The 14,934-nt window shown below is 63.5% G+C and carries 15 protein-coding genes; 4 read left to right on the top strand and 11 right to left on the bottom strand.

Features of this window, described 5'->3' with window-relative positions:
- The first annotated feature begins 66 nt into the window (after positions 1-66).
- Positions 67-867 (top strand): hypothetical protein, encoded by an 801-nt coding sequence (locus P7228_RS11840; RefSeq protein ID WP_278015446.1) that lies wholly within the window; start codon positions 67-69, stop codon positions 865-867.
- Here the strand turns inward: P7228_RS11840 and P7228_RS11835 are convergent.
- Positions 849-2,519 (bottom strand): dipeptidyl-peptidase 3 family protein, encoded by a 1,671-nt coding sequence (locus P7228_RS11835; protein WP_278015445.1) that lies wholly within the window; start codon positions 2,517-2,519, stop codon positions 849-851. The genes P7228_RS11840 and P7228_RS11835 overlap by 19 nt on opposite strands.
- Before the next feature lie 134 nt (positions 2,520-2,653).
- Here P7228_RS11835 and P7228_RS11830 point away from each other — a divergent pair, with 134 nt between their 5' ends.
- Genes P7228_RS11830 through P7228_RS11820 form a run of 3 tightly spaced genes read left to right on the top strand, consistent with a single transcriptional unit; the run spans position 2,654 to position 5,338 of the window.
- On the top strand, positions 2,654-3,997 hold the full coding sequence (locus P7228_RS11830; RefSeq protein ID WP_278015444.1) for an amidase family protein: 1,344 nt from the start codon (positions 2,654-2,656) through the stop codon (positions 3,995-3,997).
- A gap of 4 nt (positions 3,998-4,001) precedes the next feature.
- Positions 4,002-4,703: a PepSY domain-containing protein gene (locus P7228_RS11825; RefSeq protein ID WP_278015443.1), complete on the top strand. Its 702-nt coding sequence runs from the start codon at positions 4,002-4,004 to the stop codon at positions 4,701-4,703.
- Positions 4,703-5,338 carry a trimeric intracellular cation channel family protein gene (locus tag P7228_RS11820; RefSeq protein WP_278015442.1) on the top strand — a complete coding sequence of 212 codons (636 nt, stop codon included), beginning with the start codon at positions 4,703-4,705 and terminating at the stop codon, positions 5,336-5,338. Before P7228_RS11825 ends, P7228_RS11820 begins: the two co-directional genes overlap by 1 nt.
- Here P7228_RS11820 and P7228_RS11815 read toward each other — a convergent pair whose 3' ends face one another.
- From P7228_RS11815 to secY, 10 genes are all read right to left on the bottom strand, one after another.
- On the bottom strand, positions 5,339-6,121 hold the full coding sequence (locus P7228_RS11815) for a hypothetical protein (protein WP_278015441.1): 783 nt from the start codon (positions 6,119-6,121) through the stop codon (positions 5,339-5,341). It lies immediately after the preceding gene.
- Between the two features lie 141 nt (positions 6,122-6,262).
- Entirely contained in the window at positions 6,263-6,868 is a 606-nt protein-coding gene (locus P7228_RS11810) for a hypothetical protein (RefSeq protein WP_278015440.1), read from the bottom strand.
- Positions 6,869-7,022: 154 nt separating this feature from the next.
- Positions 7,023-9,158 (bottom strand): penicillin acylase family protein, encoded by a 2,136-nt coding sequence (locus tag P7228_RS11805; RefSeq protein WP_278015439.1) that lies wholly within the window; start codon positions 9,156-9,158, stop codon positions 7,023-7,025.
- A 125-nt stretch (positions 9,159-9,283) separates the two neighbouring features.
- On the bottom strand, positions 9,284-9,709 hold the full coding sequence (rplQ, locus tag P7228_RS11800; RefSeq protein WP_278015438.1) for a 50S ribosomal protein L17: 426 nt from the start codon (positions 9,707-9,709) through the stop codon (positions 9,284-9,286).
- A gap of 90 nt (positions 9,710-9,799) precedes the next feature.
- Positions 9,800-10,855, bottom strand: a complete 1,056-nt coding sequence (locus tag P7228_RS11795) for a DNA-directed RNA polymerase subunit alpha (protein WP_278015437.1) — start codon at positions 10,853-10,855, stop codon at positions 9,800-9,802.
- A 106-nt stretch (positions 10,856-10,961) separates the two neighbouring features.
- Positions 10,962-11,351 (bottom strand): 30S ribosomal protein S11, encoded by a 390-nt coding sequence (gene rpsK, locus P7228_RS11790; protein WP_118054252.1) that lies wholly within the window; start codon positions 11,349-11,351, stop codon positions 10,962-10,964.
- Positions 11,352-11,410: 59 nt separating this feature from the next.
- Positions 11,411-11,779 carry a 30S ribosomal protein S13 gene (rpsM, locus tag P7228_RS11785; RefSeq protein WP_278015436.1) on the bottom strand — a complete coding sequence of 123 codons (369 nt, stop codon included), beginning with the start codon at positions 11,777-11,779 and terminating at the stop codon, positions 11,411-11,413.
- A 327-nt stretch (positions 11,780-12,106) separates the two neighbouring features.
- On the bottom strand, positions 12,107-12,784 hold the full coding sequence (locus P7228_RS11780) for an SRPBCC family protein (RefSeq protein ID WP_278015435.1): 678 nt from the start codon (positions 12,782-12,784) through the stop codon (positions 12,107-12,109).
- A gap of 95 nt (positions 12,785-12,879) precedes the next feature.
- A complete protein-coding gene (locus tag P7228_RS11775; protein ID WP_278015434.1) occupies positions 12,880-13,524 on the bottom strand; it encodes an adenylate kinase in 645 nt (214 codons plus the stop codon).
- 33 nt (positions 13,525-13,557) lie between these two features.
- Positions 13,558-14,922: a preprotein translocase subunit SecY gene (gene secY / locus P7228_RS11770; RefSeq protein WP_278015433.1), complete on the bottom strand. Its 1,365-nt coding sequence runs from the start codon at positions 14,920-14,922 to the stop codon at positions 13,558-13,560.
- Positions 14,923-14,934: the final 12 nt, after the last annotated feature.

Genomic DNA, 14,934 nt, shown 5'->3' with positions numbered 1-14,934 from the left:
GCCCGCGTTGATGCTGCTTCTTGAAACAGGTCAGGCGCGGGCGAACTTGCATTATCGGTCGGCAGGATGAGCCCGCGCATCACCGCGGTGGCCGCGCTTGCCGTGCCCGTGCTCGCCGGCATTGCCTATCTCTGGTTCTATGGGGCGCCCGCCAGCTATCCCGTCATCAATGCGGTTGCACTCGCGATCGGAATGGCGGCGATCCTGCTGCCGCCGCTGGCCATTGGCTCCCGCGCGCGTCGCACCATCATCGTCGTCCTGCTGCTGTTGTTGTTCGTGCCGCTCGCGACCGGTCCGCACCTCAACGGCATCGCGCGCTGGCTCCCGCTCGGCCCTTTCCAACTGCATGCCGGAACGCTGGTGCTACCCTCGCTTGCCGTCCTTGCAGCGCGCGAAACCGATTACGCTCCACCAATCCTGCTGGCGGCCCTCCTTGCAGCCTTCGCGCAACCCGATGCTGCCACCGGTTTTGCCGTCATGTTCACCGCCGTCGGCCTCTACAACGCGACGCGCGACTGGCGCCTCGTCCCGGTGGCTGGCGTGGCGTTTCTCGCCACCCTCATTGCGGGTTTTCGCGGCGAATTGCCCGCGCAACCTTTCGTAGAGCGCCTGCTGATGCGGTTAGCGCTCGAGGCACCTCTGATCGCACTCGCACTTCTCGCCGCCCTGCTCGCAGGTTTTTTCATGACGGCTCATTCATTAAGTGCGCCAAAGGCCGAACGGCACGCGCTCGCGGGTGCGCTGTTCGGCTTCTCTTTGGCGGCATTGCTGTCGAATTACCCCAGCGTCCTCATCGGCTACGGTGCCGCACCGATCATCGGTTTCGGCGCTGCTCTGGCTCTCGCGCGTCAAACCCCCTCAGGATAGACCGGTAGGATATCGACCGGGATCGCATCCATTCCAGCGATTGCAGCCTCGGCATGCTCGTCAAGGTGGCCGTACTGGGCGAAGAACGCCTTCACCCCGTCATAATCCCCGGTCGCCTGGAGCATCAGCTGCTTGGTGAGCAGGCTCTTCAGCCCCGCCTCCATCTTGACCGGATCGATCACATAGTGGCCGCCCGCCGCGTCCCAGCGAAACGCGCCCAGTTCCTTGAGGTAGCCATATTGCAGCGCTGCCCCGTTTCCGTGCGCGCTTTCGGTGCCGAAGCGCACGGCGCGGAAGATGCCGGCGAAATAGGTCGCGAAAAGCTGGTTCTTCTCGGCCGCGGGCAGTTCGCCCTTCTCCATCATGAAGAGGATGTTCCAGACGCCCATGACGTCGGCCTTGGATTCCTCCAGCCGCGAATACATGTCCTTGAGCTCGTCATTGACCGTCGTCTGGCGACCATCGACCGTGATCGTGCCCGGGCCAAGGCTGTGAGCCAGCTCGTGAAACAGCGTTTCCATCTGCATGTATTTCTTGACCACCAGCGGCGCCTGGTCGGCGCTCAGCACGACATCGCCGATCGGATCGAGGATGCGATCGTATTTCGCGCCCAGCACGTTCGAGAGGATCACCTTCTTCGCGCCCTTGGCCTCGCGCACGCGCTCGTCATTGGGCAGGTTGAAGGCGATGGTCTGGCTTCCCGGCACATTGTCGCCGCCGCCCTGGATTTGGTCCGCGACCGCGATCGGGCTGGCAAAGCCGCGCTGGAAGTTCTTGTGTTCTTCGGGGATCGGCAGGTTCGCCTCCATGTCGCGGAGGTAGCCCTTGTACTTGTCGAGCGCAGCGGAAGCTTCCGGATCCTTGAGCGTCACGAAGCTCTCGAACGCGGTCTTCTTGCCATAAAGCCGGTCGGTATAGACCTCGTAGGGGCCAATCGCGACTTCGATCGGTGTGCCTTCAAGGTCCATCCACGCGAGCTCGCTCTCGAAATAATCGTCGCTCAGGAACGACTTGGCGCGCAGCGAGAGGAACTTCTTGAGGCTGGGGTTGCTGGTGATCTGAGAAGCCTGCTCGAGCAGCATGGCGGCGGGCACCAGCCATTCCTTGTACGCCTCGGAATAAGGTACGGCGACGAGCCGGTCGCCATCCCTGCGCACCACGGTGTAATCGCTGGTCAGCGCGTCGGCCTCGTCGGGATTTGCCGCAAGATAGGCGTCGAACTCCTCGCGCGTCAGGTCGGCGGGGTAGAAGCCTGCGCCAAGCGGCATCTCCTGGGTGCCCCAGAACGGGTGCAGTTCGGCCATTTCGTCCCACGGGCCGAAGTTTCGGTCGAACATGGTGAGCAGCAAGTCGCGGTCGGCACGGCGATTGTTGGCAACTGCGGCGCGGGCGCGCCCGTAATCGACCAGCCGCTGGCGCTTGTAGATCTCGCTCATGTAGCCGGAGGCTTCGATCAGCAGGTTCACCACCTGCCGCTCTTCCGCCGTGAGATAGCTGGTGTCAGGCGACATTTCGACCACCGCCAGCTTGTCCATCTGTGCCCGCAGGTCATAGGCGGGCCCGGCTGGGGCGACCGTTTCCGGCGGCGCCTCGGCAACCCCCGTAGCGCAGGCGGCGGTGACCAGGAGAAGCGGGAGGACGGCAATACGCATCGGAAACCTCTAGAAACTTTGTGCTCTTGCGGCACTAATCGCCCAGACCGACAATGTCACCCGCTCAGCGCATTTCGACGTTTGCTTGGGCAAAGCGCTGGACCTATGAGGACAGCAGAAGGGGGAAGCATCGATTGGCCTATCCGAAACTGACTACCAAGCCGGGCGCGCTTGATACCGCGGCGGCAATTCGCGCCGGTGAGTTGAAACCGACCGAGGCAGTCGATGCCGCGATCGTGCGCATCGAGGAACTCGACGTCCATGTAAATGCGCTCGCAGTCGGAGATTTCGAGCGCGCCATCGCAACGGCGCACCAGATGGACAAACAGACCCCGCGCGCCGATCAGCCGCTGTTCGGCGTGCCGATGACGGTCAAGGAAAGCTTCGATGTGGCCGGCCTGCCGACAACATATGGCTATGCGGACTGCGCCGATCACGTCGCCACCGAGGATTCGGAAGTCGTCTCCCGGCTGAAGGCCGCAGGTGCGATCATCGTCGGCAAGACCAACGTCCCCGAGGACCTGACCGACTGGCAGAGCTTCAACCCGGTCTATGGCCGGACCAACAACCCGCATGACCACGCACGCTCGGCTGGCGGATCATCGGGCGGTTCGGCTGCCGCGGTCGCGAGCGGCATGGTGGCGTGCGAATTCGGCACCGATATCGGTAGCTCGATCCGCGTCCCGGCGCATTTCTGCGGGGTGTGGGGCCATCGCACGACCTGGGGCGTAGTAAGCAAGCGCGGCCATCAATCTCCGCGTTCCGAAGTGCTTCAGCACGACGGGGCACTATCAGTTGCCGGACCGTTCGCCCGTAATGCCGACGATCTGGCAGCGCTGCTCCGGATCACCGCCAGCCATCCTCTCGCCGAAACCGGCAAGCCGCTTTCGCAGTGCCGCGTGCTGGCGATACTTGAACATCCGATCAGCCGCCCCGACAGCAGTGTGCGAGAGCCGATGGAGGCGGCGATTGCCGCGCTCGAAAGTGCCGGTGTCGCAGTGGCTTGCACGAGCGATCTCGTTCCCGACCTGGCAGAGCAGCACGCGAACTACCTGCGGTTGATGAACACTTCGATGGCGCGCGGCGCGCCCAATCGCGAGGGCAAGCGCGCCAGCGCGACCGACTGGTTTGAAATGCTCGACCGGCAGGCGCAGAACCAGCGCGCCTGGGCAGCGCTGTTCGCCGAATTCGATTTCGTGCTTGCCCCGCCCGCGCCGGTACTCGCCATCCCGCATCTGGAGGGCTCGCTGTTCAAGGGCACATTCGAAATCGATGGCGAGCAGGTCAATGGCGCGACCGGGCTCGCCTGGTCGGGCCTCGCCACCTATCCCGATCTCCCGGCGACCGTGGTGCCGATCGGGGCAAGCGAGGTCGGCGGTTCCACCCTGCCCTGCGGCATGCAGGTGATCGGGCCGCGTTACGCCGATCTCGATTGCATCGCGGCCGCCAAGGCCATCGACGAAATCGTGAACGGCTGACCCAATGGCACAGAAACCCCTGATGCTCCGCTTCGCCAAATGGCACATCTGGCTCGGCTGGCTGGTCGGCTTCCCGATCCTGATGTGGATGGTGACCGGCCTGTTCATGGCCTCCAAACCGATCGAGGAAGTGCGCGGCAATCACTTGCGGATCGAGGCTGAGCCGCAGGCCCTGCCGCCGGGCAACCCGGTGCCGATCCCGATCCAGCTCAGCGATGCCCCGCCCATCCGCGAGTTCCGCACGGCGATGCAGCGCGGACGCGCCGTCACCTTCGTCACCTACCTCGATGGCCGGGTCAAGCGTTTCGACGCGACCGAGGGGACGTCGATCAACGCACTCGACGCGCTCGAGGCGCGCGAAGTGGCAGAGCAGGCGATCGTGGGCGGCCAGGAGGTCGAGCGCGTCACGTTCTTCGATGCCAAGGAGACGCCGTTCGATTTCCGCCGCGAAATCCCGGTGTGGCAGGTGGCGCTCAAGGATGGTGCGCGCGTCTATGTGGGCCGTGACACGGGCGAGATCGAGGCAGTCCGCACCCGCTGGTGGCGCTGGTTCGACTTCATGTGGGGCCTGCACATCATGGATCTTCAGACCCGCGAGAAAACCAGCCATCCGATCCTGATAATCTTCGCCCTGCTCGGCGTGATCGGGGCGCTGCTCGGCTGCATCCTGATGTTCCGCAGGCGCAAGGCCCGGATCGCCGGATAATGCCCGAGGTTCCGCTTACTCCGCTGCTTGATGCGCTCGACATTCTCGGGCTGGCGATTTTCGCGCTGACCGGTGCGCTGCTCGCCGCGAAGGAGCGGCAGACCTTCGTCACCATGGCATTCTTCGCTCTGGTGACGGGCGTGGGCGGAGGGACGGTTCGCGACCTGTTGATCGGTGCGCCGGTGTTCTGGATGCACGACCCGTGGGTCGCCGCGATCTGCTTCTTCGTGGCCCTGATCGCGTGGTTCACACCCACGCGGATGTGGGAGGGCAAGCTGCTCGACTATGCCGATGGCGCCGGCCTCACCGCCTATGCGGTGCTCGGCAGTGCCAAGGCGATGTCCTATGGCATCCCGCCTGTCCCGGCGGCGCTGATGGGAGTTATCACCGGCTGCGTCGGCGGGATCATCCGCGACGTGGTCGCCGGACGCCCATCGATCATCATGCGGCCCGAACTCTACGTGACCGCGGCCGCCGTGTCGGCGACCTTGGCGGTTGCAGCGAGCCTCGCTGGCCTGGGTGGATCGTTAGCCTGGGGAATCGCCTGGCTGGCAGGCTTTATGCTGCGGGGCGCCGCGATCCGCTGGCAGCTTGCACTACCGGCCTATCGCGACGCCGCTGCACGTCAGAAGTAATCAGGCCCCGAAGTCGGGAGCGTTGGCGGTGTCATAGCGACCATCGTCGCCAGTCTCGCCCTCGATCGGCCCGCCCGGATAGGCCGGTGCAGGCTGTGCCTCGTCCGCCTGTTGCGGCTCTGCGATCCGGCCATTGTTGCGGTCGTTCCACGCCGCGCGATAGCGATCATCGTCCCACTGCTTGTCCTCGCGAGCGGCAAAGCCGCCGAAATCGACGTCCTCGATCCGGCCCCGGCTATCGATTTCGCATTTGAAGCGCTCGCCATTGTAGAGCGTGCCCGAAACCCGCCAGCCCTCGCCATCGCGTTCAACTTCATCGACCGTGTCGACGCGGGCGTCGCGCTCGATGCGGGAAACGCACATTTCAACGGCGTTGTCGATGCCCCGGCCCGCGTTGTAGCGCGAGTCGCCGCGGCGTTCGCGATAGTCATAGGGACGGTCGCGATAGCGATAGTCACTGTCGCGATAATCGCGATAGCGATAGTCCCGGTCCCGATACCGCCGGTCGCGGCTGTTCTTGGATGCTGCGCTGGCGACCGCAGCGATCCCGCCGATGATCAGCACGCCGGCAAGCACATCGCCAGCGTCGACCCGATTGTGGCGACGGTGGCGGTACCAGCGATGATTGTCGGCATTGACGCCGTCGGCATCGAACACGCCGATGGCGGTACTGGTCGAACTTGGTGTCGCTTGGGGAATGTCGGCAGCCAAGGCAGGCGTGGCAGCCATCGAAATCGCAGCGGCCATGCCGGACCATGCGGCGAAGGTGTTTACTCGAGCCATCGGGCTCCCTCCTGTTCAAAAGGCGTCGACAGTAAAGGGGCGACCACCAAACCGCTCCACGACCCTTATAGCACTAGGCGGCCCAGGCTTTCCATCGCCTGAACCGCCCACGCTGTGAACTATGCCGAAGAGCTGTCCGGATCAGTGAAGACCGCGGATGCCCTTGTAGTCGATGTCCACTACCCGGCCGCGCGAGATATCGCAGCGGAACTTGCCCGAGTCGGAGCTGTACCGGCGATCGTAGCGACCATCGCGGTCGTAACGATCGTAGCGGTTGTAGCGGCTGTTGTAGCGGCCGTAGCCGCGGTTGCCATCGACCACCAGGCGGCCGCTGACACGGAAGCCGTAGCGCTTGCGGTCAACATCGCGGATCTCGGTCACGTCGGCAAAACGATAGCCTGCGCGGCGCGCATCGCGCTCGACGGCCCGGACGCAGCGCTCGACTGCCGAACGGGCGTTGCCATAGCGGCGGTTGTAGCGATCACCGTAGCGATAGTCGCGGTCACGATACCTGTCGCGATAGCGGTCGTCGTAACGATAGTCGCCGTAGCGGTCGCGATTCTTCCCAACAGCGCTGGCAACGGCGGCAATGCCACCCAGAATCACTGCACCGGCGATCACGTCGCCGGCATCGATACCGTCATTGTCATGACGGGCTTGGGCCGGAGTTGCGCCTGCCAGCGCCATTGCGCCCACGGCAGCCGTTGCGATCCCACCCTTCGCAAAAAGCTTGTTCTTGGTGCTCATCAGAGGTTCTCCTCGTCTGGCCGTGGCGGGATTGCCTCGGCGTTGAGGAACCTTCTAGATGAACGGGGCTGTGGCGAGGCTGAATTGCGGTTACAGCCGACGTTCAGAAAAATACCCCTTTTTCTGAATGCGCTATTGTGCGCCCTCGGGGATATCAGTCTCCCGAGTAGGACACCCTGTAGGTGGATTGCGCCGCCGCCGCGATCTCGCCCTCGGTCAATGGCACCTTCTGCAGGACGCCGAGCACATGATTGCCCGCCTGGTCGGAGAAATGCGGCGATTGCGGATCGCCCGAGACGCCGCCTGCGGTGACCATCCAGGCCTCCGGCCCTTGCGGGGAGAAGGCGACGACCGCGACGATGCTGTTCCCGCGGCTGTTGTAACGGCGCCGTTGCCCTGCAACCTCATCCGCATTGCTGGTTGCTAGGCTTCCGGTCCAACCGGGGGTAAACGGCACGGGCAGGCTCGGCTTGAGATCGTCGAACGCCTGCCGGACGGCGCCGTCATTGCGCTGGTATCGGTGGACCTCGCCCCATGGCACGCGCCAATCGCCCCACTGTCTCTCCAGCTTGGTCACGGCCGCCTCCAGCGCCGCGAGGAGCTGTTCGTCACTGGCCGCGCGATAGCCGGCAAAATCGGCCGCGTAGGTATAGCGTTCCGCCGATCCGTCCTTGTTGGTCTCGTGCAGCGCCTCGATCCATTCGATCGCCAGCGCCTGCACCTGGTCGGTCGCCGACCAGCGCTGGTCCCATCGGGCAAGCGCCTCGGCAGGCGCCGCCAGCCGCGTCTTGCGCTCGCCTGCGCCCATCCTTCGCTGGGCCTGCGCCAGCTTGTCGAGCAGGCCGTCAAACGCCGGCTGGTAGGTATCGTAGGCGGCATCGCGCAACCGGGCCACGGTCCAGCCATCAGCCCCGATGAGCAGCTTGAGCGCATGATCCGAGCGAGGATTCCAGCCGAACCGATCGATATCGTCGGGGTATTCTGCCGGGTCGAACGTGCCCGGCCCTGCGGCGGACCAGGGATCGTTGTTCACATTGTAGACGTAGCCCGAGGCCGGATCGATCGCGCTGGGCAGTTCATCGATGCCGCGCAGCGCGCCCCAGGCCGCCGCCGGATTATTTCCATCAACGATCGAATGATGGTCGAAACTGTCGTCTTTCGTGGGGAGGAACTGAGGCAGCAACAGCGCGATCCGTCCGTCGGCATCGGCATAGACAGTGTTGTTCGAGCTGTTCGCCCGCCGCTTGGCGACCTCAAGGTAGTCGTTCAAGCTGGTCGCCTTGGTGCGCAGGAAGCTTTGCTCGAGCGCTTCCACCGGGCGATGCATCAGCGCCGTCGAAACGAGCTTGCCGCCTTCGAGCCGGGTCACCGGGCCGTGATGTGTCGCCAGGGTCCGGAAGCTGCGGGTTTCGAAGGATCCGTCGGCCATACGGACCTTGATGTCGACCTGCCGCGGGGTGATCTCGCGAAGCTCCTCACCGAAGCGATAGGTCATCCGGCCAGTGTCGTCAGTCTCGAAGGCGACTGCAAAATGATCGACATTGTCGAGCCCGCTGGTGGTGTGCATCCAGCCCAGCCGCCGATTGAAGCCCTGGTAGACGAAGAACTGCCCCCATGTGACCGCGCCGTAAGCGTCAAGCCCCTCGCCCGAACGCATGTGCACCACGTCGCGGAAGAACAGGGTCGTGTGCGGATTGATCAGCAGGAGTGTGCGTCCATCCGCGCTCAGCTTGGGCGCGATGGCGATGCCGTTGGAACCGGCGTGTTCGGCCGGCATGGCGCGGCTGGCGACCTTGGGTGCCTCCTGCCCGTCGCCGTAGAAGGCCTTGAGCGCTGACAATGGCACCTGGGTGAAATCGGCCCCGATGCTCCCTTCCGAGAACCCTAGCGGCATCCAGGGTTCAAACTTTGTGAAGGCCTTGGGCCGGACCTCCGGATGATCGGCCAGGTACTGGTTGAGACCCGCCGCCCAGGCCCGGCACAGTTCCTGCAACCATGCTGGCGAACCGGCATAGCGGGCCCGCAAGTCGGCCTCGTCGATCCACAGGCGCTGGCGCAGGTCGGACCACAAGGCCCCTTCGCCTTCCGCTTCGGCAAGGCGCCCGAGGTTTTCGAGGTAGTTGCGTTCGATGCGGGGAAAATCGTCCTCGGCCTGGGCGTAGATCATGCCGAACACGGCATCGGCATCGGACTCGCCTTCGACATGTGCCACACCGATGGTGTCGCGCCGGATGGTCGCCTCATAGGCTGGCGTTCCGATCGCGGCTCCGGCCAGTAACGACAAGAACATAAGGCATTTCCCCTCTCACAGCGAAAACTCGTCCGGGCCCGAGGTTCTGTCAAGCAGCCATGGAAAAAGGGCGGCCGCACCGCAGTGCAACCGCCCTTCAGGAATTCCTTCGGAACTCGGTGCGCTTACGCGTCTTCGAATTCTTCCTCGTCGTCGTTCATGACCGGGCCCGAATCCTGGCCCTTGGCGTCCATGTCGCGGTCGACGAATTCGATGATCGCCATCTGCGCAGCGTCGCTCTCGCGATAGCCGGCCTTGATGATGCGGGTGTAGCCGCCGTCGCGATCACCGAAACGCTCGGCCAGAACGTCGAACAGCTTCTTGAGCTGCGTCTCGTCACCGAGGCGGCTCATGGCCAGGCGACGGTTCGAAAGGCCGCCACGCTTGGCCAGCGTGATCAGCTTCTCGACATAGGGGCGCAGTTCCTTCGCCTTGGGCAGCGTTGTCTGGATCTGCTCGTGCTTGATCAGCGCGGCAGCCATGTTGCGGAACAGGGCCTTGCGGTGGCCCGACTTGCGGCCCAGCTTGCGCTGCGAAATACCGTGACGCATTTTACTTCATCCTTCGTTCGTAGGGGGCCCGTGTGAGGTAGCCCGATCCGGGCCGGATTAAGGGGTCCGGCCCATGCCCCGTGCGAGGTGTTAGCCCAGCAGCTCCTGTTCGAGCTTCTTGGCCATTTCCTCGATGTTCTCAGGCGGCCAGCCGGGGATGTCCATGCCGAGGCGCAGACCCATGCTGGAGAGCACTTCCTTGATCTCGTTGAGCGACTTGCGGCCGAAATTCGGCGTGCGCAGCATCTCGGCCTCGGTCTTCTGGACCAGATCGCCGATGTAGATGATGTTGTCGTTCTTGAGGCAGTTGGCCGAACGGACCGACAGCTCAAGCTCGTCGACCTTCTTGAGCAGGTAACGGTTGAGCTGGTTGGCGTCGTCTTCCTGCGGGGCAGCAGCCTGACCGATCATAGCCGACTGTGGCTGCGGGATGCCGTCTTCGAAGTGGACGAACAGCGTCAGCTGGTCCTGCAGGATGCGCGCGGCATAGGCGATCGCATCTTCCGGGGTGACGGTGCCGTCGGTTTCGATGGTCAGCGAGAGCTTGTCGTAGTCGAGCTCCTGCCCGACGCGGGCGTTCTCTACCTTGTAGCTCACCTGGCGAACCGGCGAATAGAGCGAGTCGACCGGGATCAGGCCGATCGGCGCATCCACCGGACGGTTCTGCACGGCGGGAACATAGCCCTTACCGGTGTCGGCAGTGAGCTCCATGTTGAGCGTCGCGCCTTCGTCGAGGTGGCAGATCACGAGATCCTTGTTCATGACCTCGATATCGCCCGAAACGGCGATGTCGCCAGCCTTCACCTCGCCCGGGCCGGTGGCCGAGAGCTGCAGGCGCTTGGGGCCTTCGCCTTCCATCTTGAGGGCGATCTGCTTCACGTTGAGGACGATATCGGTCACGTCTTCGCGCACGCCAGCAAGCGAGGAGAATTCGTGCAGCACGTTCTCGATCTTGATCGAGGTGATGGCCCCGCCCTGAAGCGAGCTGAGGAGGACGCGGCGCAGCGCGTTGCCCAGCGTAAGGCCAAAGCCACGCTCGAGCGGCTCGGCCACGAAAGTCGCCTTGCGACCCTTGTCGCCGCCTTCCTTGATGTCGAGCGTGTTGGGTTTCTTAAGTTCCTGCCAGTTCTTCATATTGACGGACATGGATTTCCCCTAGGGTTCTAAAAACGGACGGGACCGGCGGCGCTGGAGAGCACGTCCGGTCCGAGAAACAGGCGGCAACCCGAAGGTGCCGCCCGGCAGGTTCGGATCAGACGCGACGGCGCTTGGACGGCCTCACCCCGTTATGCGGGATCGGCGTCACGTCGCGGATCGACGTGATGTTGAAGCCGACAGCGGCGAGACCGCGCAGCGCGCTCTCACGACCCGAACCCGGGCCCTTCACTTCGACTTCGAGAGTGCGCACACCGTGTTCGGCGGCCTTCTTGCCGGCGTCGTCAGCAGCAACCTGTGCTGCATACGGCGTCGACTTGCGGCTGCCCTTGAACCCCATCATGCCGGCGCTGGACCAGCTGATCGCATTGCCCTGCGCATCGGTGATGGTGATCATGGTGTTGTTGAAGCTGGCGTTGATATGCGCAACGCCGCTGCTGATGTTCTTCTTGTCACGGCGCCGTACTTTGGCGGGTTCGCGTGCCATGGTTCGTATTCCTCTTTACTATCGAGAGAAGGGAAAAGCTTTGGGGCAGGCCCCGCGGCTTACTTCTTCTTCCCGGCGATGGGCTTCGCCTTACCCTTGCGGGTACGGGCATTGGTGTGCGTGCGCTGTCCGCGAACGGGCAGGCCGTTACGATGACGCAGGCCGCGATAGGAACGAAGGTCCATCAGGCGCTTGATGTTCATCGCGGTGTTGCGACGCAGGTCACCTTCCACCGTGTAATCGGCGTCGATCGTTTCACGGATGCGCAGGACTTCCTCGTCCGACAGATCCTGAACGCGACGGCTGTGATCGATGCCCAGCTTGTTGGCGATTTCCACGGCGGTGGTACGACCGATTCCGTGAATGTAGGTCAGCGCGATGATAACGCGCTTGTTGGTGGGGATATTTACCCCGGCAATACGAGCCACTTACTTCTCCATGCTCCACAGGGGACCGACAGCGGGGCCGCCCCTATCTCATAGCGGTTTGCTCAACCCGCTCGACCGCCGACGCTTTACGCTTCAACGGCAAAAAGCCCGGTTGGCGCGCACATTGGCTGCCGCCTGCCGGACTTTGTTCGAACGTGTCGAATGAAGGCGCGCTTAGTGCGATTCTCCCCCTGCGTCAACAGGGGAAGCGCGCGTTCGACCGCGTGCGGCCGATATGGGTCGCATACGGTGGATTTCAACCTATCCTACCGCCAAGTCGCGGCGCGGTCAAAACCATGTGCATTGTCGCGCATCGGCGCGGTGCAATCAATCGTCCACGAGGGCGTCGATCGCCTCTTCCAGCGTTGGCTCCGGGCCATCGGCGGGGGCTTCCCCGGCATCGCTCTCTTCGCCCGTCGCGCCCTCTTGTTCCTCTGCAGCCACGGACGGCTTGTCGAGCCGCCCCAAGAGGGCGGCCAGCCCGTCGAGCTGCTGGGTCATAACGCCATCGACCGCCTTGGAGATCACTGCCTTCTCGTAGCGCATGGCGCCGCCGACCACATATTCCCACACGATCCGGGTGCCCTCCTCCGCTTCGGAAAGGACAATCGTGAGCACGCCGTCTGCCGGTTCGCTCTGCAGAGGGCCAAGCCCGCCACGCATGCGCAGGACCTTTTCGGGGAAGGCCTGGATTACCCGCATGTGTTCGACACTCCCTTCGAGCGTCACACGGTCGGCAGTGGGGTCTTCGGGGATCTTCTCGCAGAAGCAGCCTCCTGCCTGTGGCCTGAGCGTCATATTGGCTGCATCACCCGACCAGGTGTGCGCCGAGTTCCACCACTTGCCAGGGGAAATGAGCGCCAGCCATGTCGCCTTGGGATCGGTTGCAACAACGGCCGTGTCGCGCGTGACGAAGCTGTCATCGTCCTGCGCGACGACCTCTGCGCGTGCGTTAGAAGCGGCAAGAAGCAGCGGCACGACCAGGCCGGCAACGTAGTTTTTCATGGCGAAGATCCCTCCTTGGAAGGGAGGTCTAGGACAAAGAACCGGCGGTTGAAAGCCACCGCAACGCGCAACCCACTGCCAGCGAAATGCCGTTGCTAGCCGAGGATCTCGTCGATCGCGGCGGTTACTTCCTCGATGCTCGCCATGCCATCCACCCGGCGGACGATCCCGCGCGCTTCGTAGCCCGGGAGGATCGGCGCGGTTTTGGCGCGATACTCGACCATACGCGTGCGCACGGTCTCTTCGTTGTCATCGGGACGGCGTTTGAATTCGGTCGAGCCACACTCGTCGCACACCCCATCCTTCGCCGGCGGGTTGGCTGTATCGTGGTACAAGGCCCCGCAATCGCCGCAGGAAAAACGGCCGGTAATGCGCTCGACCAGTGCGTCGATGTCGACCTCGAGTTCGATCACGTGATCGAGCGTGCGGCCATGCTTGTTCAGCAAGCCGTCGAGCATTTCGGCCTGGACTTCGGTGCGCGGATAGCCGTCGAAGATTGCGCCAACATCAGGGCCCATCGCGGTCAGTTCGGCGTCGATCAGCTCGGACACGATTTCGTCGGAAACCAGCTCGCCGCGATCCATCACCGCCTTGGCCTTGATTCCAACCGGCGTGCCGGCCTTCACTGCGGCCCGCAGCATGTCACCGGTCGAAAGCTGGCGCATGCCATGGTGCTCGACGAGCCGCGCGCTTTGCGTTCCCTTGCCTGCGCCCGGAGGTCCGAGAAGAATGATGTTCACAGCAAACTACCCCCAACCAATTTGCGATGCCGCCTAGCGCATCCGACCCTTCAGTTTCGCCTTCTTGATCAGGTCGCCATACTGGTGCGCCAGCAGGTGCGACTGGATCTGGCTGATCGTATCGACAGTCACGTTGACCACGATCAGCAGGCTGGTTCCGCCGAGGAACAGCGGAATGCCGGTTTGGGCGATCATGTACTCCGGCACAACACAGACGATAGTCAGATAGATCGCGCCGACCACGGTGATGCGGGTCAGGACATAATCGAGATAATCCGAGGTACGCTTGCCCGGCCGGATGCCGGGAATGAAGCCGCCGTTCTTCTTCAGGTTCTCTGCGGTCTCTTCGGGGTTGAAGACGACGGCGGTGTAGAAGAAGCAGAAGAAGATGATGCCGATGGCATAGAGCGTCATGTAGAGCGGCTGACCGTGCGCGAGGTACTGGTTCAGCGTCACGATTATCGAACCGGTCGTGCTGTCCGTGTTCACCGAATTCCCGGCGAACTGCGAAATCGTCAGCGGCAACAGCAGCAAGGAGCTCGCGAAGATCGGCGGAATAACGCCGGCCGTGTTGAGCTTCAGCGGAAGGTGCGAACGATCGGCCTGCATCATGCCGCGCTGTGTGGCGCGCTTGGGATACTGGATAAGCAACCGGCGCTGGGCCCGCTCGAAGAACGAGATCAGCAGGATCAGGACAACGATCATCACGATGAAACCGATGATAATGCCGGGCGCGATCGAGCCCGTGCGACCACCCTCGAACAAGTTCGCGGTGAAGGTCGGGAACTGGGCGACGATGCCCGCCATGATGATCAGCGAAACGCCGTTGCCGATGCCGCGGCTGGTGATCTGCTCACCCAGCCAGAGGAGGAACATGGTGCCGCCGACGAGGCTGATGACCGCGCCGACGCGGAACATGTAGCCCGGCTGCACGACCGCCTGGATGCCCTGCGAATTGGCGAAGCTTTCAAGGCCCGAAGCCAGGAACCAGCCCTGGATCACGCACAGGAACACGGTGCCATAGCGGGTGTACTGGTTGAGCTTCTGCCGCCCCGAGGCGCCCTCTTTCTTGAGCGCGGCGAGCGTGGGATGCAGCGCGGCGGCCATCTGCACCACGATCGAGGCGGTGATGTAGGGCATCACGCCGAGGGCGATGAGGCTCATGCGCTCGAGGCTGCCGCCGGTGAACATGTTGAACATGTCGACGATACCGCCGCTCGTCACGTCCGCGAGATCACGCAGCGCGATCGGGTTGATGCCCGGCAGCGGAACGAAGCTCAGGAAGCGGAAGACGATCAGCGCACCGATGGTGAACCAGATGCGGTTCTTCAGCTCGGTGGCCTTGGAGAAATTGGCGAGACTGAGATTGCTCGCGATGCTGTCGGCGCGTGATGCCATGGAACTTCTAAT

The sequence above is a fragment of the Altererythrobacter sp. CAU 1644 genome, assembly GCF_029623755.1.
Classification (GTDB): domain Bacteria; phylum Pseudomonadota; class Alphaproteobacteria; order Sphingomonadales; family Sphingomonadaceae; genus Erythrobacter; species Erythrobacter arenosus.
Note: the sequence above shows the minus strand (reverse complement) of the source record. Positions and strands in the feature narration are given on the sequence as shown.

What these genes read in the sequence shown, in the direction of transcription:
- rpsK (WP_118054252.1), bottom strand. Translation starts at nt 11,351, where the DNA reads ATGGCACGCGAACCCGCCAAAGTACGGCGCCGTGACAAGAAGAACATC.
- P7228_RS11835 (WP_278015445.1), bottom strand. Translation starts at nt 2,519, where the DNA reads ATGCGTATTGCCGTCCTCCCGCTTCTCCTGGTCACCGCCGCCTGCGCT.
- P7228_RS11840 (WP_278015446.1), top strand. Translation starts at nt 67, where the DNA reads ATGAGCCCGCGCATCACCGCGGTGGCCGCGCTTGCCGTGCCCGTGCTC.
- P7228_RS11810 (WP_278015440.1), bottom strand. Translation starts at nt 6,868, where the DNA reads ATGAGCACCAAGAACAAGCTTTTTGCGAAGGGTGGGATCGCAACGGCT.
- P7228_RS11820 (WP_278015442.1), top strand. Translation starts at nt 4,703, where the DNA reads ATGCCCGAGGTTCCGCTTACTCCGCTGCTTGATGCGCTCGACATTCTC.
- secY (WP_278015433.1), bottom strand. Translation starts at nt 14,922, where the DNA reads ATGGCATCACGCGCCGACAGCATCGCGAGCAATCTCAGTCTCGCCAAT.
- rplQ (WP_278015438.1), bottom strand. Translation starts at nt 9,709, where the DNA reads ATGCGTCACGGTATTTCGCAGCGCAAGCTGGGCCGCAAGTCGGGCCAC.
- P7228_RS11780 (WP_278015435.1), bottom strand. Translation starts at nt 12,784, where the DNA reads ATGAAAAACTACGTTGCCGGCCTGGTCGTGCCGCTGCTTCTTGCCGCT.
- P7228_RS11795 (WP_278015437.1), bottom strand. Translation starts at nt 10,855, where the DNA reads ATGTCCGTCAATATGAAGAACTGGCAGGAACTTAAGAAACCCAACACG.
- P7228_RS11825 (WP_278015443.1), top strand. Translation starts at nt 4,002, where the DNA reads ATGGCACAGAAACCCCTGATGCTCCGCTTCGCCAAATGGCACATCTGG.
- P7228_RS11815 (WP_278015441.1), bottom strand. Translation starts at nt 6,121, where the DNA reads ATGGCTCGAGTAAACACCTTCGCCGCATGGTCCGGCATGGCCGCTGCG.
- P7228_RS11805 (WP_278015439.1), bottom strand. Translation starts at nt 9,158, where the DNA reads ATGTTCTTGTCGTTACTGGCCGGAGCCGCGATCGGAACGCCAGCCTAT.